The 18,330-nt window shown below is 71.8% G+C and carries 17 protein-coding genes, 1 rRNA gene and 1 riboswitch; of the genes, 10 read left to right on the top strand and 8 right to left on the bottom strand.

What is annotated here, in order from left to right:
- The 4 genes from ABD330_RS04975 to ABD330_RS04960 all read right to left on the bottom strand — a co-directional run.
- A 16S ribosomal RNA gene (locus tag ABD330_RS04975) occupies window positions 1-87 on the bottom strand; the annotation flags it as partial.
- 592 nt (window positions 88-679) lie between these two features.
- Window positions 680-1,771: a threonine aldolase family protein gene (locus tag ABD330_RS04970; protein WP_344461120.1), complete on the bottom strand. Its 1,092-nt coding sequence runs from the start codon at window positions 1,769-1,771 to the stop codon at window positions 680-682.
- Window positions 1,768-2,529: an SDR family NAD(P)-dependent oxidoreductase gene (locus ABD330_RS04965; RefSeq protein WP_344461075.1), complete on the bottom strand. Its 762-nt coding sequence runs from the start codon at window positions 2,527-2,529 to the stop codon at window positions 1,768-1,770. The genes ABD330_RS04970 and ABD330_RS04965 overlap by 4 nt, the downstream gene beginning before the upstream one ends.
- Window positions 2,526-3,935: a DUF6421 family protein gene (locus ABD330_RS04960; protein WP_344461073.1), complete on the bottom strand. Its 1,410-nt coding sequence runs from the start codon at window positions 3,933-3,935 to the stop codon at window positions 2,526-2,528. Before ABD330_RS04960 ends, ABD330_RS04965 begins: the two co-directional genes overlap by 4 nt.
- A 442-nt stretch (window positions 3,936-4,377) precedes the next feature.
- Between ABD330_RS04960 and ABD330_RS04955 the strand changes: the two genes are divergently transcribed.
- The 5 genes from ABD330_RS04955 (at window position 4,378) to ABD330_RS04935 (ending at window position 8,965) form a co-directional block, all read left to right on the top strand.
- Window positions 4,378-5,289: an ABC transporter substrate-binding protein gene (locus ABD330_RS04955; RefSeq protein WP_344461071.1), complete on the top strand. Its 912-nt coding sequence runs from the start codon at window positions 4,378-4,380 to the stop codon at window positions 5,287-5,289.
- Window positions 5,286-6,176 (top strand): amino acid ABC transporter permease, encoded by an 891-nt coding sequence (locus ABD330_RS04950; protein WP_344461069.1) that lies wholly within the window; start codon window positions 5,286-5,288, stop codon window positions 6,174-6,176. Before ABD330_RS04955 ends, ABD330_RS04950 begins: the two co-directional genes overlap by 4 nt.
- Window positions 6,173-6,940, top strand: coding sequence for an amino acid ABC transporter ATP-binding protein (locus ABD330_RS04945; protein WP_344461067.1), 768 nt, complete (start codon window positions 6,173-6,175; stop codon window positions 6,938-6,940). The genes ABD330_RS04950 and ABD330_RS04945 overlap by 4 nt, the downstream gene beginning before the upstream one ends.
- Before the next feature lie 215 nt (window positions 6,941-7,155).
- Window positions 7,156-7,755 carry a DUF5134 domain-containing protein gene (locus ABD330_RS04940; RefSeq protein ID WP_344461065.1) on the top strand — a complete coding sequence of 200 codons (600 nt, stop codon included), beginning with the start codon at window positions 7,156-7,158 and terminating at the stop codon, window positions 7,753-7,755.
- A 223-nt stretch (window positions 7,756-7,978) separates the two neighbouring features.
- Window positions 7,979-8,965 (top strand): M56 family metallopeptidase, encoded by a 987-nt coding sequence (locus tag ABD330_RS04935; protein WP_344461063.1) that lies wholly within the window; start codon window positions 7,979-7,981, stop codon window positions 8,963-8,965.
- Window positions 8,966-9,081: 116 nt separating this feature from the next.
- On the opposite strand, the gene ABD330_RS04930 is transcribed toward ABD330_RS04935, so the two are convergent.
- Entirely contained in the window at window positions 9,082-9,534 is a 453-nt protein-coding gene (locus ABD330_RS04930; RefSeq protein WP_344461061.1) for a MarR family winged helix-turn-helix transcriptional regulator, read from the bottom strand.
- Between the two features lie 87 nt (window positions 9,535-9,621).
- On the opposite strand from ABD330_RS04930, the gene ABD330_RS04925 reads away from it, so the two are divergent.
- Together ABD330_RS04925 and ABD330_RS04920 are read left to right on the top strand one after the other, a co-directional pair.
- Complete coding sequence (locus ABD330_RS04925; protein WP_344461059.1) at window positions 9,622-11,148, top strand: MFS transporter; 1,527 nt, start codon at window positions 9,622-9,624, stop codon at window positions 11,146-11,148.
- A 211-nt stretch (window positions 11,149-11,359) separates the two neighbouring features.
- Entirely contained in the window at window positions 11,360-11,998 is a 639-nt protein-coding gene (locus ABD330_RS04920) for a TetR/AcrR family transcriptional regulator (protein WP_344461057.1), read from the top strand.
- Window positions 11,999-12,137: 139 nt separating this feature from the next.
- Here the strand turns inward: ABD330_RS04920 and ABD330_RS04915 are convergent, their stop codons facing one another.
- The gene (locus tag ABD330_RS04915; RefSeq protein ID WP_344461055.1) at window positions 12,138-13,004 is read right to left on the bottom strand and encodes a helix-turn-helix domain-containing protein; all 867 of its coding nucleotides are present in this window, start codon (window positions 13,002-13,004) and stop codon (window positions 12,138-12,140) included.
- 419 nt (window positions 13,005-13,423) lie between these two features.
- Here ABD330_RS04915 and ABD330_RS04910 point away from each other — a divergent pair, with 419 nt between their 5' ends.
- Window positions 13,424-13,966: an ATP-binding protein gene (locus tag ABD330_RS04910; protein WP_344461053.1), complete on the top strand. Its 543-nt coding sequence runs from the start codon at window positions 13,424-13,426 to the stop codon at window positions 13,964-13,966.
- Between the two features lie 342 nt (window positions 13,967-14,308).
- On the opposite strand, the gene ABD330_RS04905 is transcribed toward ABD330_RS04910, so the two are convergent.
- Complete coding sequence (locus ABD330_RS04905) at window positions 14,309-14,545, bottom strand: DUF397 domain-containing protein (RefSeq protein ID WP_280719250.1); 237 nt, start codon at window positions 14,543-14,545, stop codon at window positions 14,309-14,311.
- Between the two features lie 440 nt (window positions 14,546-14,985).
- Between ABD330_RS04905 and ABD330_RS04900 the strand changes: the two genes are divergently transcribed.
- Together ABD330_RS04900 and ABD330_RS04895 are read left to right on the top strand one after the other, a co-directional pair.
- On the top strand, window positions 14,986-15,873 hold the full coding sequence (locus tag ABD330_RS04900) for a sirohydrochlorin chelatase family protein (RefSeq protein ID WP_344461049.1): 888 nt from the start codon (window positions 14,986-14,988) through the stop codon (window positions 15,871-15,873).
- Between the two features lie 445 nt (window positions 15,874-16,318).
- Window positions 16,319-16,479: riboswitch (cyclic di-AMP (ydaO/yuaA leader) on the top strand.
- A gap of 5 nt (window positions 16,480-16,484) precedes the next feature.
- Window positions 16,485-17,675: a transglycosylase family protein gene (locus ABD330_RS04895; protein WP_344461047.1), complete on the top strand. Its 1,191-nt coding sequence runs from the start codon at window positions 16,485-16,487 to the stop codon at window positions 17,673-17,675.
- Window positions 17,676-17,763: 88 nt separating this feature from the next.
- On the opposite strand, the gene ABD330_RS04890 is transcribed toward ABD330_RS04895, so the two are convergent.
- Window positions 17,764-18,294: a hypothetical protein gene (locus ABD330_RS04890; protein WP_344461045.1), complete on the bottom strand. Its 531-nt coding sequence runs from the start codon at window positions 18,292-18,294 to the stop codon at window positions 17,764-17,766.
- Between the last annotated feature and the right edge of the window lie 36 nt (window positions 18,295-18,330).

The following is an 18,330-nucleotide window of genomic DNA, read 5'->3' as shown; positions in this document are numbered from 1 at the left end:
ATCCACCCGAAGGCTTCATCGTTCGACTTGCATGTGTTAAGCACGCCGCCAGCGTTCGTCCTGAGCCAGGATCAAACTCTCCGTGAATGTCTACCGGATATCCGGTCACACCCGCGTTGAGCAGCACGACAACCACCGGAATAGGGCGGCCCCGTGCACTGCGTCCTCGCTGTGTTTTTACTACAAAAGGAATCTCCAACCCGGATCAAACGATCCAGGCCGGGGATGTCAACATATCTGGCGTTGACTTTTGGCACGCTGTTGAGTTCTCAAGGAACGGACGCTTCCTTCGGGCCGCTCTCGCAGGCTCTCCGGGCGCTTCGTTCTTTCGTGTTTCCAGCTTAGCAGATGTTTTCCGCTCCGTTTTCCCGGAGTTTCGTTCACCCGCCGCGCTTTCCGACGTCCCAAACTTTAGCCGAACTCAGCTCCACAAAGCGAATCCGGCCGCAATCCGATAAACGCACACGGCAAATCAGGCCCCATGCGGGACGAGAAGAGAAGTGGTGGTCCGAAGGATTGGCCGCTCCGGGACCGTCCGCGCCGATGCGTGTCCGGTGCTCCCTGCCGAGCGACTAGTGAACACTACGCCGGGCTGCCACCGGAGGCAAGTCGCCCCCGCCCGGAACGTCCGGACGGGGGCGAACTTGGCAGAACCGGTCGGAGAACCGGGCCGGAGGGGTCAGAGACGACCCATCTCCTCCGCGATGGCGGCGGCGAACGCGTCGATGTCGGCCTCGGTGGTGTCGTAGGAGGCCATCCAGCGCACCTCACCGGTGTGCTCGTCCCAGAAGTAGAAGCGGTAATGCTTCTGCAGCCGCTCGCTCACCTCGCGCGGGAGGATCGCGAAGACCGCGTTGGCCTGCACCGGACGGACGATCGTGACGCCCTCGATGTCGCCGACCGCCTTGGCCAGGCGCTGGGCCATGGCGTTCGAGTGCGAGGCGTTCCGGAGCCAGAGGTCGCCGGACAGGAGCGCCTCGAACTGCACGGAGACGAAGCGCATCTTCGAGGCGAGCTGCATCGACATCTTGCGCAGGTACTTGAGGTTGCGGACCCGCTCCGGGTTCAGGACGACGACGGCCTCGCCGAACAGCAGGCCGTTCTTCGTGCCGCCGAAGGACAGCACGTCCACACCGGCGTCGGTCGTGAACGCCCGCAGCGGCAGGCCGAGCGAGGCCGCGGCGTTGGCGATCCGGGAGCCGTCCAGGTGGACGAGCATGCCGTGCTGGTGGGCGTGCTCGCAGATCGCCTTGATCTCCTCGGCGGTGTACAGCGTGCCGAGCTCGGTGCTCTGGGTGATCGAGACGGCGAGCGGCTGGGCACGGTGCTCGTCACCCCAGCCCCAGGCCTGCTGGTCGATCAGCTCGGGGGTGAGCTTGCCGTCCGGCGTCGGGACGGTGAGGAGCTTGAGCCCGGCGATCTTCTCGGGTGCACCGCACTCGTCCACGTTGATGTGGGCGGTCGCGGCGGCGACCACCGCGCCCCAGCGCGGGACCAGCGCCTGCAGTGCGACGACGTTGGCACCGGTGCCGTTGAAGACGGGGTACGCCTCGGCACGGTCGCCGAAGTGCCGGCGGAAGACGTCCTGGAGGTGCGCGGTGTAGTCGTCCTCGCCGTACGCGACCTGGTGGCCGCCGTTGGCGAGGGCGATCGCCGCCAGGATCTCGGGGTGCACACCCGCGTAGTTGTCACTCGCGAAGCCGCGGACGGCGGGGTCGTGGCGCCGCGTCGCGTCCGTCTTGGGGCCGGGGGTCGTGGAGATGTCGGTCATCGGGCTGTCAGCCACAACTGCTGTCCGTTCAGTTCTGCTGCCGGGCGGTCCCAGAGGCCCGCGAGCGTGTCGGCGAGGTCGGCGGTGTCGGTGAAGCCGGCGAACTTGGCGTTCGGCTTCTCGGCGCGCATCTCCGGAGAGACCAGGGCCTTGATCACCAGGATGGCAGCCGCTGCGGTCGGCGTGCCGTCGGCCTCGGTGGTCTCCTTGGCGAAGGAGTCGGCCATCGCCAGCGTCCAGGCCTCGGTGGCGGCCTTGGCGGCGGCGTAGGCGGCGCCGCCCGCGGTCGGCTTGTGGGCCGCGGCCGCGGACACCATGGCGTAGCGGCCGGCCTGGCTGCGGACCAGGGCGGGCTGGAAGGCCAGGGAGGTGTGCTGGAGCGTCCGGACGACGGTGTCGTGCAGGAAGTCCCAGTCGTCGAGGCGGCTCTCGAAGAAGGTCTTGCTGCCGCGCCAGCCGCCGACCAGGTGGAGCAGGCCGTCGACGTGGCCGTGCTCGGCCTCCAGGTGGTCGGCCCAGTCGTGGACCTCCTGCGGGTCGAGCAGGTCGATGACCTGGCCGCTGACCTTCGCGCCCGGTACGGCGGTGCGGACGGCGGCCAGCGCGGCGTCGAGCCGCTGCTGGTCGATGTCGGCGCCGATGACGGTGGCACCGTCGGCGGCGAGGCGGCGCAGGGTGGCCTGGCCGGCGGGGCCGCTGGCCCCCGCGACGGCGATGACCTTGCCGTCGAGACGGGGGCTGTTGGTGGCGGTGCTCATGCTGCGACTCCCTTTGCGCCGTTGCCGGTGATGCCTGTGGTGGCGGCGATGACGCCGCTGAGCTTCTTGGCCAGGGCCTCGTAGAACATGCTGAGCGGGAACTCGTCCGGCATCACCGCGTCGCAGAGGGCCTTGTTGAGGGCCTTGCCGTCGATGGTGTCGAGCGGGAGCGCCTCGGTGCCCTTGGCCCAGGTGGAGGCGGGGTGCGGGGTGAGGTAGCGCGAGACCAGCTGGTACGCGGCGATCCAGTGGGCCGTCTTGGGCCGGTCGATCCCGTCGCGGTACAGGGTCTCGATCTCGCCGCAGAGGGCGTTGGTGACGTCGGCGACGCGCTCCCAGTCGATGCTGAGGCGGTTGTCGCGCCAGCGCAGCGCGTCGTGCTTGTGCAGGTAGGCGAAGAGCAGCTGGCCGCCCATGCCGTCGTAGTTGCGGACGCGGTCGCCGCTGACGGGGAAGCGGAACATCCGGTCGAAGAGGATCGCGTACTGGACGTCGCGGCCCTGCTCGTAGCCCTCGGCCTCCAGGCGGACGGCCTCCTTGAAGGCCGTCAGGTCGCAGCGGAGCTCCTCCAGCCCGTACATCCAGAACGGGCTGCGCTGCTTGATCATGAAGGGGTCGAACGGCAGGTCGCCGTGGCTGTGGGTGCGGTCGTGCACGAGGTCCCACAGGACGAAGGTCTGCTGGGCGCGGGCCTGGTCGGCGAGCAGCTCGGTGGCGTCCGCGGGGATCTCCAGGCCGAGCAGCTCGACGGCGGAGGTGGTGACGGCGCGGAAGCGGGCCGCCTCGCGGTCGCAGAAGATGCCGCCCCAGGTGAACCGCTCCGGCGCCTGGCGGACGGCCACGGTCTCCGGGAAGAGCACGGCGGAGTTGGTGTCGTAGCCGGCCGTGAAGTCGGTGAAGGTGATCGGCACGAACATCGGGTTGTCGAAGCGGGTGCGCTCCAGCTCGGCCAGCCACTCGGGCCAGACGACGTTCAGGAGGACGGCTTCGAGGTTGCGGTTCGGGTTGCCGTTCTGGGTGTACATCGGGAAGACCACGAGGTGCTCCAGGCCGTCCTCGCGCTGCGCGGCGGGCTGGAAGGCCAGCAGCGAGTCGAGGAAGTCGGGCTCGCGGTAGCCGGTGTCGGCCCATTTTCTGAGGTCGGCGACGACGGCGGTGAGGTACTCCGCGTCGTGCGGGAAGAGCGGTGCCAGCTCCTCGATCGAGGTCTGCACGATCGCGAGCAGCGGATCGACGGCGTGCCGCTGGACGGCGGCGAGGTCGATCGAGCCGTCCTTGGACTGCAGCGGGCGCAGGGCCTCCACGGCGTCCTTGAGGCGCAGCCAGGCCGGGTGGGCCGCATGGCCGTCGGCCGTCGACGCGGGAAGGTCGGCCGCCACAGCCAGCCTTGGCGAAAGATTCTGCATCTGAGACCCACCTAGACAGGAGTTATTTCGACAGGGACACCATAGGTTCGAAAGGTTCTCCTGTTCAAGGGGGGGTGGGTGAGAGACCGGCACCCGGTCACGTTGTCCAGCATCCGGACACCGTTCTGGATGATCTGGACAGATGCGCCGATGGGGTGCGAACCTCCCGCCATGCTCCCGGCGGTGATCCAGGTGGCCCGGTGCCACATCGACCTGCTCCGGGTGTGCTCCTGTTGTCGTGCGCACGGCTGTCGCTGCCGCCACTGACGCCGGCTCAGGAGGCACCGCGGAGTCGTTGCCGTACGCCGACCATGCCTCGCGCCCCGCAGTGCCGCCACCGGGAGACCCGGTGTCCCCGGCCCGTGTGCCGGGCACTCTTCCCACGGTTTCCCGTCCGTGTTCCCCGCTCTCCTCTCCTTCTCCCCTTCTCTGGAGCCCTGCCATGACCCCTGCCCCTCGCTCCGCGTCCCGTGCTCCGCGCCGGTCGGCGCTGGCCGCGCTGCTCGTCCTGACGGCCTCGGCGCTGGGCGCGTGCGCCCCGCAGCCGGCCGCGACCTCCGGCGCGGGCGCCTCGGGCTCCGCCGCCGGGCAGGCGGCGGGCAGCTGCGTCAAGGGCGGGCTGGGCACCCGGACGGCGGGCACGCTGACGGTCGGCACGGACAAGCCGGCGTACGACCCGTGGTTCTCGGACGACAAGCCGGAGAACGGGAAGGGCTTCGAGTCCGCCGTCGCGTACGCGGTCGCGGACCGGCTCGGTTACCCCCAGGGCAAGGTCACCTGGGTGGTGAGCCCGTTCAACAAGGCCTTCGCGCCGGGCGCCAAGGACTTCGACTTCGACATCAACCAGGTGTCGATCAACGACGACCGGAAGAAGTCGGTGGACTTCTCCTCCGGCTACTACGACGTCCGGCAGGCCGTGGTGGCGTTGAAGACCTCCAAGCTGGCCGGTGCCAGGAGCCTGGCGGATCTGAAGGGCGCCAAGCTGGGCGCGCAGGTGGGCAGCACGAGCCTGTCGGCCATCACCGGGCAGATCAAGCCCACGGTGCAGCCCGCCGTGTTCGACGACAACGACCTGGCGAAGTCCGCGCTGAAGAACGGTCAGATCGACGCGCTGGTGCTGGACCTGCCCACCGCCTTCTACGTCACCGGCGCCGAGGTGACCGACGCGGCCGTGATCGGCCAGTTGGCGGACAGCGGCGCCGCGACGGACCGGTTCGGCCTGGTGCTGGACAAGGGCAGCGCGCTGACCGGCTGCGTCAGCCAGGCCGTGGACTCGCTGCGCGCCGACGGCACGCTGGCGAAGCTGGAGAAGCAGTGGCTGTCCGACGCCGTCTCGGCGCCGGTGCTGAAGTGACGACTGCGGACCCGGCGACGACCGGGAGCGGCGCGCAGGCGCCGTACCGCCCCTCGGAGCGGCGGCTGGCCCGGGAGGCGTACCGGCGGCAACGGGCACGGCGGTCCGGGCTGATCGCCGCGGTCAGTACGGGTGTGACGGCGCTGGTGCTCTATCTGGTGGTCGTCGGCTCGCCCGGCTGGGAGGTCACCCGGAGGACGTTCTTCAGTGCGCACTACGCGCGGCAGGCCCTGCCGGAGGTGCTCAAGGGCCTGCGGGTCAACCTCGAACTGATGGTGGTCTGCGGGGCGCTGATCCTGGTGTCCGGGCTGCTGCTGGCGGTGCTGCGGACGCTGCGCGGGCCGGTGTTCCTGCCGGTGCGGCTGCTGGCCACGGCGTACGTGGACTTCTTCCTCGGCCTGCCGATGATCATCTGCCTGCTCATCATGATCACCGGGGTGCCGGCGCTGCGGCTGACCGGTGTGACCACCGACCCGACGGTGCTCGGCGGCGCGGCGCTGGTGCTGACGTACTCGGCGTACGTCTCCGAGGTGTTCCGCGCGGGCATCCAGTCGGTGCACCCCAGCCAGCGCGCGGCGGCCCGTTCGCTGGGGCTGAGCAACGCCCAGGCGATGCGGTACGTGGTGCTGCCGCAGGCGGTGCGGCGGGTCGTCCCGCCGCTGCTGAACAATCTGGTCAGCCTGCAGAAGGACACCGGCCTGGTGTCCATCGGCGGGGTGATCGACGCGGTGTACGCCGCGAAGATCATCGCCGTCCAGTCCTTCAACTACACGCCGTACCTGGTCGCGGGCCTGGTCTTCATCGTGCTGACCGTCCCGATGACCAGGTTCACCGATTGGATCACCGGCCGGATGAACCGCCGCCAGTGGCAGGGAGGACTCGTATGACCGCCCCCGGCACCCCCGTCCTGCGGCTGGAGTCGGTGCGCAAGAGCTTCGGCGACCAGCTGGTGCTGCGCGACATCAGCATCGACGTGCCCGCGCACTCCGTCACCGCGCTGATCGGCGCCTCCGGCTCCGGCAAGTCGACGCTGATGCGCTGCGCCAACCTGCTGGAGGAGATCGACGACGGCGCGATCCTGCTGGACGGCGAGGACATCACCGACCCCCGGGCCGACCAGGACGCGGTGCGGCGCCGGATCGGCGTCGTCTTCCAGGCGTACAACCTCTTCCCGCACATGACCGTGCTGGACAACATCACCCTCGCGCCGCGCCGGGTGCACGGCGTCGGCCGTGCCGAGGCCGAGGCCGAGGCGCTCGGACTGCTGGAGCGGCTCGGGCTGGCGGCCAAGGCCAAGGAGTACCCGGACCGGCTCTCCGGCGGGCAGCAACAGCGGGTGGCGATCGTCCGGGCGCTGGCGACCAAGCCACGGCTGCTGCTCCTGGACGAGATCACGGCGGCGCTCGACCCGGAGCTGGTGGGCGAGGTGCTCGCGGTGGTCCGGGACCTGAAGACCCAGGGCATGACCATGGTGCTCTCCACCCACGAGATGGGCTTCGCCCGCGAGGTGGCGGACCAGGTCTGCTTCCTGGACGCGGGCGTGGTGCTCGAACAGGGGCCGCCCGAGCAGGTCTTCGGCGACCCGCAGCAGGAGCGCACCCGGCGGTTCCTCCGCCGGATCGTGGCCGCCGGGCGGCTCGCCCCGCAGTAGGCCGGGTCCGGGTCCGGGGCCGTCGGTCCTGGACCCGGAGACCGCGCCCGGCTCACGGCTCACGGCTCACGGCTCACGGCGGCCCGCCCCGGCGGGCGGCTGCCGAAGCAGGCTGGTCAACACCTCCGTGCGCCCCCGCACGCGCCCTGCTGTGCCTCACTCCGATCGGTGATCGTGGACGGTACTCCCGTTCACAGCGGTCGAGAGGGGCACCGATGCACGGTCCGGCCGTCGTCACCTGGCTGTTGGCGGCCCTCACCGCCGCCTCCGGTCTCTACTGCCTGACCAGGCTGCGCAGCCCCGTCACGGTCTGCGCACCGCCCGGCGCGGGAGCCGGGAGCCGGCCCGCCCGGGAGTCGGACGCGACCGAGGCCCTGATGGGCCTGGGCATGGCGGGGATGGCGCTCTGGCCGACGGCGCTGTGGGGCTGGCTGTACGGACTGGTCGCGCTCGCCCTGCTGGCCGCGGTCGCCCGGCCGGGCCCGGCGGGGCCGCGGGTGCACCGGCTGCACCACGGGATCGGGGCCCTCGCGATGACGTACATGGCGCTCGCGATGGCCGACGCCATGGCGGGCGGCGGGTCCGGCGGTCCGGTACCGGCGCACCACCACGGCGGCCCGGTCGGGCTGCCGCTGCTCACCGGGGCGCTGCTGGTCTACTTCGGCTGCTACACGCTCTGGACCGGGAGCCGGCTGCTGACCGTCTCCGGCGGCGCGGTCGGGGCGGCGCCCGGCGGCGGGAGGAGCGCGGGGGTGTCGCGGGCGTGCCGACTGGCCATGGGCGTCGGGATGTTCGCGATGCTGCTGTCGATGTGAGTCCACGAGTCGGCGTGAGGGACCGGTGCGAGCCCCGGTGCGAGCCCCGGTCGGTCCGGGTGCGGCGGGCAGGTCGGGTGTCCGGAGGGGCCGGGTGGTCTGACGGGCTTTCGGCGTGGTGTTGGTCACTGGCGGGTCGAAGACGTTCCACGGGCCTTCGGCAGCGCGTAGGTTGAGGCGAGCGCACCGCCGCGCTCCCGTGCCTCCAGGGGGAGCACCTGCCATGACGGCCCTGCTGAGCCTGCTCCTGCTCGGTCTGCTGCTGTCCACCGTCGCGCCGGGCCGGCTGGCCCGGGCCCGCTGGGCCGAGCGTGAACCCGTCCTGGCACTCTGCGTCTGGCAGTGCCTGGTGGTCGCGGTGCTGCTCTGCTGCGTGCTGAGCCTGCTGCTGGCCGGTGCCGCCGCCCTTCCCGAACTGCGCACGCTGGTGTTCACGGGTGCGCCGCACGGTGTCGAGGCGGCGTACGGGCTCGCGGGCGGCGAGGGCTGGGGCCGGCTGCTGGCCGCCCTGCTGGCGTCGGGCGGGCTCTGGACGGCGGTCTCGCTCACCCGGGAGATCCGGTCGGCGCGGGTGCTGCGCGGTCGGCGGCACGCCCAGCTGAACCACCGGGCCCCCGAGATGCCCGCCGAGCTGACGGCTCGACGGCCGCGCGGCCGCCGGGCCGGCGGCGAGCGGCTGGTGGTGCTGGAGAACCTCCGCCCGGAGGCCTGGTCGCTGCCCGGTCCGGGCGCCCGGCTGGTGGTCACCACCGGTGCGTTGCAGCAGCTGAGCGACCGTGAGCTGGCCGCCGTGCTCAGCCATGAGCGCGGACACGTCCGGGCCCGGCACCACTGGCTGGCGCAGTGCGCCGAGGCGCTCGCGGCGGGGTTTCCCGGGGTGGGTGTGTTCAGCGCCTTCCGGGACCAGGTCGGCGAGTTGATCGAGCTGGCGGCGGACGACCGCGCGGCGCGACGGCACGGCAGGCTGACCACGGCCCTCGCACTGGTCGAGCTGAACTCGGACAACGGGGTCTTCGGCGCCTGCGCGTCCCGTCCGGCCGCCCGTACCCCGCAGCTCGCCGCCCAGGCGCCGCGCCGGGTGGACCGGCTGCTCGCGGGCGAACCCCGCCTCCCGGTGGACCGCAGGCTGCGGTTGACGCTGGCCGCGCTGGCCGCGCCCGCCACCGTCCTGCTGCTGGCCGCCGCGCCGGGGCTGTCCGCACTGCGGTAGCGGGCGCCGCCGGGCAGGAGTCCCGCGACGGGTGACCGGCACAGCCCTGACCGACGGGCCTGTGGACCGGGCCGGCTGTCGCGCAGGTCGCCCGGGTCGGCGTCCGGCCGACCGGGCTAGCTCTCGGGCCGGTCGACCGGTCCGGCTTCCGGCCTGCCGACCGGGCCCGCCAGGTGGCGGGCCAGCACCTCGCGGTGCAGCGGCCTGGCCTCCTCGTAACGCTTGCGGCCGGCCGTGGTGGCGACCACGAAGATGCCGCGCCGGTCGGACTCGCAGACCGCCCGCTCGACCAGGCCGGCCTTGACCAAGCGCCCGATCAGGCGGGAGAGCGCGCTCTGGCTCAGGTGCACGGTGGGGCCCAGGTCCTGCAGCCGGCGGGGGCCGCAGCCCGGTGGCCATTCGACCAGCCGCTCCAGCACCTCGAACTCGCTCATGCCGAGGTCGTGCCGCTCGCCCAGCTCGCGGTCGAGCGCGCAGGAGGCGGCCGCGTGCCGGGCCAGCAGGTCACGCCACTCGGCGACGAGGGCCGGCTCCGGGTTGTCGGGGGTGACGACATCGAAGTTTGACACGCCCCCAGGTTAGCAGATGTCCGCGCATTTAATGCAAGCACATTAAATTCGCTTGCATCTGATGCGCATGCATGTAGTCTCCTGGCCATGACCTCAGCTCAGCAGCCGACAGCTACTGCCAAGCCCGGCAAGCCAACTGACGACCCGTCCCCGCACGGCGAGCCGTGGAGCCCACGCCTGTGGGGCACCCTCCTCGTCCTCTGCGCCGCCCTCTTCCTCGACTCCCTCGACGTCTCGATGGTCGGCGTCGCCCTGCCCTCGATCGGTACCGACCTCAAGCTCTCCACCTCCACCCTCCAGTGGGTGGTCAGCGGCTACGTCCTCGGCTACGGCGGGCTGCTGCTGCTCGGCGGGCGGGCGGCCGACCTGCTGGGCCGCCGCCGGGTCTTCCTGGTCGCACTCGCCGTCTTCGCCGCAGCCTCGCTGCTCGGCGGGCTGGTCGACAGCGGCGCGCTGCTGATCGGCGCCCGCTTCCTGAAGGGTGTCGCGGCCGCGTTCACCGCGCCCGCCGGGCTCTCCATCATCACCACCACCTTCGCCGAGGGCCCGGCGCGCAACCGGGCCCTGAGCATCTACACCACCTGCGGCGCCAGCGGCTTCTCGCTCGGCCTGGTGCTCAGCGGGCTGCTCACCTCGGCGGGCTGGCGCTGGACCTTCCTGATGCCCGTTCCGGTGGCCGTGCTCGCCCTCGTGGTCGCGATCCGGCTGCTCCCCCGCCAGGCCGGTCCCGAGCGCGGGTCCGGCGGGTACGACGTGGCGGGCGCGATCACCGGAACGGGCGCACTGCTGCTGCTGGTCTTCACCGTGACGGAGGCCCAGTCGGCCGGCTGGGCCGGCCTGCGCACCGTCGGCTCGCTGCTCGTGGTGGCCGCGCTGGCCACCGCCTTCCTGCGGATCGAGCAGCGCACCGCGCACCCGCTGGTACGGCTCGGCATCTTCCGCAACGGCGGGGTGACCCGGGCCAACATCGCGGCGCTCGCGCTGTTCGGCTCGTACGCGGGCTTCCAGTTCGTCGCGACCCTGTACCTGCAGCGGCTGCTCGGGTGGTCGGCACTGGAGATGGCCCTCGCCTTCCTGCCCGCCGGCACCCTGGTCGCCCTCTCCTCCACCAGGATGGGCGCGCTCGTGGACCGGTACGGCACCAGCCGGCTGCTCCCGCTCGGGGTGCTGTCGCTGACGGCCGGGTACGCGCTGTTCCTCCGGCTGGACGCGCACAGCGGCTACCTCGGCCTGGTGCTGCCCAGCATGCTGCTGCTCGGCACCGGCTTCGCGCTGGCCTTCCCCTCGGTCAACATCGCGGCCACCAACGGCGTGCCGGACGAGGAGCAGGGGCTGGCCTCCGGGCTGGTGAACACCGCCTTCCAGGTCGGCAGCGCGCTGGTACTGGCCGGGACGACCGCCGTGATCACGGCGGGCAGCGGCGGCGGGCAGAGCCCGCAGGCCCAGTTGGACGGCTACCGCCCGGCCCTGCTGCTGATAGCCGGCGTCTCACTGGTCGCACTGCTGGTGACCGCCGTCGGCGCCGTGATCGACCGCCGGACGACCGCCGACCCCCTCGGCGCACCCGACGACATCAGCGCGGTGACGGCGGACAAGGTGCTCGCCGCGCGCTGACCGGCACCACCCCGGGCGACCGACCCCTCGATGCCCGGTGGGAGCCGACTCCACCAAACCCCCGTGTTGGTGGAGTCGGCCCTCCCGTACGGGGCCGCTGCACGGCGCACCCCGGAGCCTCCGCCCAAAGGGAGTATCCGGGACAGCCGACACCGGCCCTGGCCCCGCCAGTATATTGACCGGGAGCCAACCAACGTACGGAGCAGACACGATGGCACCTCGCGGGGATTCGGTCAACGAGGAAATGCGCCAACGCTCCCGCCGCCGGATCCTGCGAGCCACCATCGAGCTGGTCGACCAGCGCGGATACGCCCGCACGACGCTCGGTGACATCGCCGAGCGCGCCGGGCTCGCCCGGGGCCTGGTCTCGTACTACTTCGACGGCAAACGACTGCTGATGCAGGCGGCCTGCCATCGGCTGATGCAGCTGGAACTGGCGGACGCGCTGGCGAAGCTGCCGCCCGATGCCTGCGCGGACTCCCGGCTGGCCACCGGCATCGACGCGATCCTGACGTTCGCCCTGGAGCACCCCCGGGTGATGCGCTCGCATCTCGCGCTCATCCTCGATCCGGATGTCGGCGCGTTCGTGCAGGGCCCGGAGCAGCAGGAGCTCGGCTCGATCCTGCGGGAACTGCTGCTGGGCTGGGGGGCGACCGACCCGGCCGCCGAACACGCCGTGCTGCGCAGCGCGCTGATGGGTGCCTGCATAGGCGTCCTGCTGCCGGGGGCACCGATCCCGCTGGCACCGATCCGGGCCGACCTGTTCGCCCGCTACGGTCTGGCCTGGACCCTGGGCGCACCGCCCCAGCCGGATGCCCCGTCCCGCCCGCAGCCCGCCCACCGGGGCTGACCACCCGGTCCGCCCGGTCCGGCCGCTGCGGTCGACGCCCGGTCAGCGGCACTGCCGCTCATGCCCGCCGCTCGTGCCACGGGAGGCCGGCAGCGGCGGGGAACCGGTCACCCGGGGAGGCCGGCCGCCCGATGCCGCGTCAGCGCTCGGCGAGAATGGCGGCGAGCAGGTCCACGGTCCGGTCGGGGGTGAGGCTGTCGACGCACAGCCGCTCCATGACCTGCACGTACGCGTCCACGTCGTCCCGTTTGTCCAGGTAGAGCGCACTGGTGAGCTGCTCCAGGTAGACCACGTCGGCGAGGTCCTGCTCCGGGAAGCGCAGGATGCTGAACGCCCCGCTCTCCCCCGCGTGCATGCCGAAGCGGAACGGCATGACCTGGATCACCACGTTGGCCTGCTCGGCGACGTCGATCAGGTACTGGACCTGCGCCCGCATCACCTCGGGGCCGCCGACCGGGCGGCGCAGCGCGGCCTCGTCGATGACGGCCCACAGCCGGGGGCTCTGACCCTCGGTCAGCAGCTTCTGACGGCGCATCCGGAGTCCGAGGCGGCGTTCCAGCTCCTCCTCGCTGATCACCGGGCGGGTCTGGGCGAAGATCGCGCGGGCGTACTCCTCGGACTGGAGCAGGCCGGGGATGAACTGCACCTCGTAGGTGCGGATCAGCGACGCCGCCTCCTCCAGGCCGACATAGGTCTGGAACCAGCCCGGCAGCACGTCGTTGAAGCTGTGCCACCACCCGGACTTGTTGGCCTCGCGGACCAGGCCGAGCAGGGACTCGCGCTCGGTGGGGTCGGCGACGCCGTAGAGGCTGAGCAGGTCGGCGACGTCGCGCTCCTTGAAGCTGACCCGGCCGAGCTCCATCCTGCTGATCTTGGATTCGGAGGCGCGGATCGCGTAGCCCGCGTCCTCACGGGTGATCCCGCGCCCTTCCCTGAGCCTGCGCAACTGGGAGCCGAGGAGGATCCGGCGCACCATCGAGCCACCGCTCGGCTGAACTGTGGTCATGCCGTCCAAACCTCCGCCTTGGGCAAACAGGGCACAGTCTGCCATCAGTTGAGCGCTCAGGGTGCCGGTACTGACAGAACGATCTACCAGTTCTGCATCAGATCCCCCATGATGCACGTGCATTCGGCGCTTGCATATGCCAATAGTGCGACTGCACGTGAATCGACTCTTGCATCTGCCGTGGGCGCAGAGGACCATGGTGCACGTGCACCTGCACATCCCTGGCAATCCCGCGGGCTCCGCGTCGACCCCACGCGCGATACCGCACACATCTCCCGGTCACGCCCTCGCGTGACTGGGCGCCCGTGTGCGTACGCGGCGGTGTCGAGGTGGCGGCCGCGCGGCCGAGCGAGTCGGAGGTGACCGGCATGACCCCGGCGGGTCCAGCCGTGTCGGCCCCCTTATGGGAGGAGCTCTTCATGAGCACAGGTACGGCTCTCGCGGTCGACCCCCACGTGGTCACCTGTACCCTCGCACCTCGTCTCGAAGCCGTGAGAACGGCACGGGAGTTCGCCAGATCGACGCTCCAGGGCTGGGGCCTCGGCGACCTCTTCGACGATGTCGCGCTGGTCGCCTCCGAGCTGGTCACCAACGCGCTGCGCCATGCGCTCGCCCCCGGCCGGGAGGGCCAGGCCGCGATCGAGCCCAGCCGCTTCCCCGTCCAGCCGGGCCCCCGGCAGGCCGAGCCGCGGCTCCAGCCCGCCTGCCACACCCTGCCGATCCGAATAAGCCTGGTGCACCGCTCGCCACAGGTGGTCTGCGCGGTGAGCGACCCGAGCAGCAGCGGGCCGGTGGCCCGCGAGGCCGACTTCGTCGCCGAGTCCGGCCGCGGGCTGCACCTGGTCGACTCCTTCAGCCGCTCCTGGGGCTGGCATCCGCTGGCCGGCGCCGGGAAGGTCGTCTGGGCCCTCTTCGAGGCCGAGGCCGGCGAGCCCTCCGGCCGGCACCGCCGCTCCGCCTGACGCCCACGCGGAACACCGCACCTGACGTCCACTCGGCCGGTCCGGCCGGGCGGCCGCTCGGGGCGGGCACCCACGCGGAAGGAAAGCGGCCCACACTGGAAGTCGGCCCCCGAACGAGAGTAGGCCCGGGCACCGGCGGGGATTCCGGTCGGCCGCGACGTCCGGCAGACGGGCCCGCACCGGGCCGTGCGGGGGCGCGCGGGGGCACGCGACGGCGCGCGGGTCAATCGGGCCGCGCGCAGGGGGAATCACGTACGGGGGAATCAGATGGGGAGAACAAGACGAAGGCCGTCGCGGTGACATGAGCCACGACGGCCCTTCCGTACCGGGAACAACGGCGGTTCAGACCGCCAGGTGGTCGAACTCCCCGTCCTTCGCGCCGAGCAGCAGTGCCGCTATCTCGGCCCTTGTGTAGATCAATGCGGGCCCCGCTGGGAAGCGGGAGTTGCGCATGGCCACATCACCCCCCGGCAGTGCGGCGAACTCCACGCAGTTGCCCTGCGAGTTGCTGTGCCGGCTCTTCTGCCAGACCACACCTTCGAGGTCCGCAGCCGCCATGCCGTTGTACGTGTTCTGCATTGAAATCTCCCGACCTGCCTGGCGTTCGCCTCACTTGACGTGATGATAACTCCAGTGCACGTGCATCAGCACGGGAACTCGCGCGTGCATAAGCCACTGTCACGAGCCTGTATCTCCTTACGGACAACCACAGTTGACGACCCGTAAGCGGACATAACAGGTCAAATCCCAAGTACTTCGATGACGCCCTGTACAGACAGCGCGGCGGCGCGTCGATCTTGACCTCGATCGACTCGGCTCACGGTCCGTCACCTGCCGGGACGACTGTGAGGCACGTCACTCCGGCCCGGCGGGACCCCGGACGGCGGGGTCGACGAGACGGAGTGTCAGCAGGTCACGGGTGTGTTTTGGGGGCAAATATCCGCATTTTTGCGGGCCCCAACCCGCCGGACCGGGATCCGACTGCAGGCAGGGCCTCCCAATGTCTTACGATCTCCGCCATGAGCACCGCAGCCATTCCGGGCGCGCCACTGCCCGTCCGAACCCCAGGCTCCCGTGCGCGGGGGCGCCACCGCCGCCCCGAGCGCCCCGAGGTCCCGACCGGGGCCCCGGCCCTGGTGCTGGCCGTCCCGGCCACCGCCGGGCCCGAGGCGCGGCCGGTCGTCGAGGAACTGCTCTCCGTCGTGCGCGGCGAGCAGCCCGGCATCGAGGCCGCCGCCGCCTACCTGGCGGCGCCCGACGCCGAGTACGACCCGTACGCGCCCACCGTGGCCGACCTGCTGGCCCAGGCCGCCGCCGCGGGGCAGCCCGCGCCCGTCCTGGTGCCGCTGCTGGCCGGACCGCACGACTTCCTGACGGACCTGCGGCAGCTCGCCGCCGAGGCCGGTACGACCGTCACCGACGTGCTCGGCCCGCACCCGCTGCTGGCCGAGGCGGTGCACGTCCGGCTCTCCGAGGCGGGTCTGGCCCGGGCCGACCGCGCCCGGCTGTTCGCGATCGCGACGGCTGCCGACGGCGTGGTGCTGACCACCGTCGGCGGCGAGGAGGCCGCCACGGCCGCCGGGATCACCGGCGTCCTGCTGGCCGCCCGTCTCGCGGTGCCCGTGGTGGCGGCCGCCCTGGACGTGCCCGGCTCGGTCGCGGCCGCCGTGGACCACCTGCGGGCCACCGGCTCGGAGCGCCCTGCGCTGGCCCCCCTGGTGATCGGCCCCGAGGCCGACCCGGAGCTGCTCGCCCAGGCCGCCGAGGAGACCGGCTGCCCGAGCGCCGCGCCGATCGGCACCTACCAGGCCGTCGGCCAGCTGATCGCCTCGACCTACCTGGCCGCGCTCAACCTCCCGGCACCCGGCGAGGCCCCGGCCGAGACCGAGGAGCAGCCGGCCGGCTGACCTGCCGCCGCCGCACGACGAGGGGCCCCTTTCCGGGGCCCCTCTCGCGTTCGGGCACCCCTCTCCTCCGGCCCGTCCGCCCCCTCTCCTACGGCCCGTCCCTCCCGCCCCTTCGGCCCGCCCGTCCCGGGCCCTTCGGCCCTGGCCGCCGGCCGGACCGCATCCTCCGATGCTTCGTGGTCGACCGACTTCCACGCACCCCTCGGCCGTGCCGCCGGAACCTGAAACGCGGACAGTTCCGGTAATCCGAACCGGAAATGCTCGAATCCGATCGAATTTGATCAAGTGGGCCGCGAGATTCCGATCATGAGGGATTCGAAAATGATCTGTGAGCGCCGTCACAGGTATTTGCGGTTTCAACTTAAGTCTGTCTAACGTGCTCCCGTTCGTGGTCACACGGACCCAGTTCATCCGGGACGCCGAGTCCTGCCACCGGACGGACTGGCACGCAGAAACGCACCACGGCAGGGGCGGGGGAACCAGGTAAGTCGCCCGGCAGCGGTCCTCGGACCGCGACCGGGCTTGGGGTGAAGCCGTGCTCAGCACGGCCGGGCAACTCCAGCCCGAATCCGACAGCTCACCTCGCAGGCGTGGGAGAGGAACGCTTTTTCATGCTGCCCATCAATGCCACCAAGCGCACCCGCCGTCTGATCGCCGCCACCGGCGTGGTCGGCCTCGGCCTCTCGATCCCGTGCCTCACCGCCGGCGTCGCCTCGGCCGCCCCGGTCTCCACCTGGGACAAGGTCGCCCAGTGCGAGAGCACCGGCAACTGGAGCATCAACACCGGCAACGGCTTCTACGGCGGCCTGCAGTTCACCTCCAGCACCTGGGCCGCGTACGGCGGCACCCAGTACGCCTCGCAGGCCAACCAGGCCACCAAGGACCAGCAGATCGCGGTCGCCGAGAAGGTGCTCGCCGACCAGGGCCCCGGTGCCTGGCCGGTCTGCTCCATCCAGGGCGGGCTGACCAAGGGCGGCGCCGCCGCCCAGGTCGACACCGGCTCCAGCGCCCCGGCCCCCAAGGCCGCCGCTCCGAGCACCCGGCACAGCGCTCCGAAGGCCGCCCCCCAGGCTGCCCCGGAGTCCGCCCCCGCCGCCCAGGCTCCGGCCCCGGCCGCCGCCCCCGTCGCGGACAAGTCGTACACCGTCGTCGCCGGTGACTGGCTCTCCACCATCGCCCAGAAGAACAGCGTCCAGGGCGGCTGGCAGAAGCTGTACGACCTCAACAAGGCACAGCTGGGCTCCGGCCCGGACGTCATCTACCCGGGCCAGCAGCTCAGCCTCGGCGGCAACGTCGCCGTCGCCGCGCCGGCCCAGGAGGCTCCCGCCCAGGCCGCCCCGCAGCAGCCCGCCGCGCCGAAGGCCACCACCCGGACCACCTCCGCCCACCGCAACGGCACCGTCGCCGCTGCCCCGGCGGCCGCCCAGGCCCCGGCCGCGACCGGCAGCAAGGCCGCCGCGATCTCCTTCGCCGAGTCCAAGCTCGGCCAGGCGTACGTCTACGGCGGCACCAGCGACGGCGGTTGGGACTGCTCGGGTCTGACCCAGGCCGCCTACCGCCAGGCCGGCATCTCGCTCCCCCGCGTGGCCGCCGACCAGGCCGACGCCACCACCCGCGTCTCGCTGGACAGCCTGCAGCCGGGCGACCTGCTGTTCTGGTCCAACAACGGCAGCAACTCGGGCGTCTACCACGTCGCCATGTACGTCGGCAACGGCGAGTACGTCGAGGCCGCCAACCCGAGCGCCGGTGTGAAGACCGAGTCCATCAGCAACTGGGCCCCGGACTTCGCCGGCCGGGTCTGACGCCCCGGTAGTACCCGCAGCACCTGGTGCCCCCGGAGAACTGGTCGTCTCCGGGGGCACCCGCCTGTCCGGCCCTGGCGTGGGCCGCTCACCCGCCGGACACCCCGGCGGGGGGCTTCTCCGCCGTCGGCACGGCGTCCCGGCGCCGCGACCGGGTGACGAGCAGGAACCCCGCGAAGGCCACCGCCGCGATGACGGCGCCCACCAGCGAGGCGCCCCGGAACCAGGGCGCGTTCACGTCCATCACCCGCCGGCCGGCGTGCGCGCCGCTGCCGCCGCCGACCACGACGCCCAGCGTCCACAGGTTCGGCAGCGCCAGGACGACCGCGAGCGACAGCCAGGCGGCGACGGCCTTCCAGGTCCGCCGCTTGCGCAGCCCGATCCAGGCCACCATCAAGGGCAGCAGCGTGCAGCTGATGCCGATGCACAGGCCGAGGACCAGCCCGGTCCCCAGGTGGCCGCCGACCGCGTCCCCGACCCGCTGCGACCACCAGCGCGGGATGGTCGCGGCCAGGATGAGGTAGACCACCACCAGCACCACCAGCAGCCCGCCGCCGAGCAGCAACCGCTTACGCCCGTCGAGGCGCGGTTCCGTCTCCCCCGTCTGCTTACGTCTCATGATCCGATCGTCACACCCGCACGACCGACCCGCAGC

The sequence above is a fragment of the Kitasatospora kazusensis genome (assembly GCF_039529945.1).
Classification (GTDB): domain Bacteria; phylum Actinomycetota; class Actinomycetes; order Streptomycetales; family Streptomycetaceae; genus Kitasatospora; species Kitasatospora kazusensis.
The sequence above is the reverse complement of the archived record's forward strand: the minus strand, read 5'-3'. Positions and strand labels throughout refer to the sequence as shown.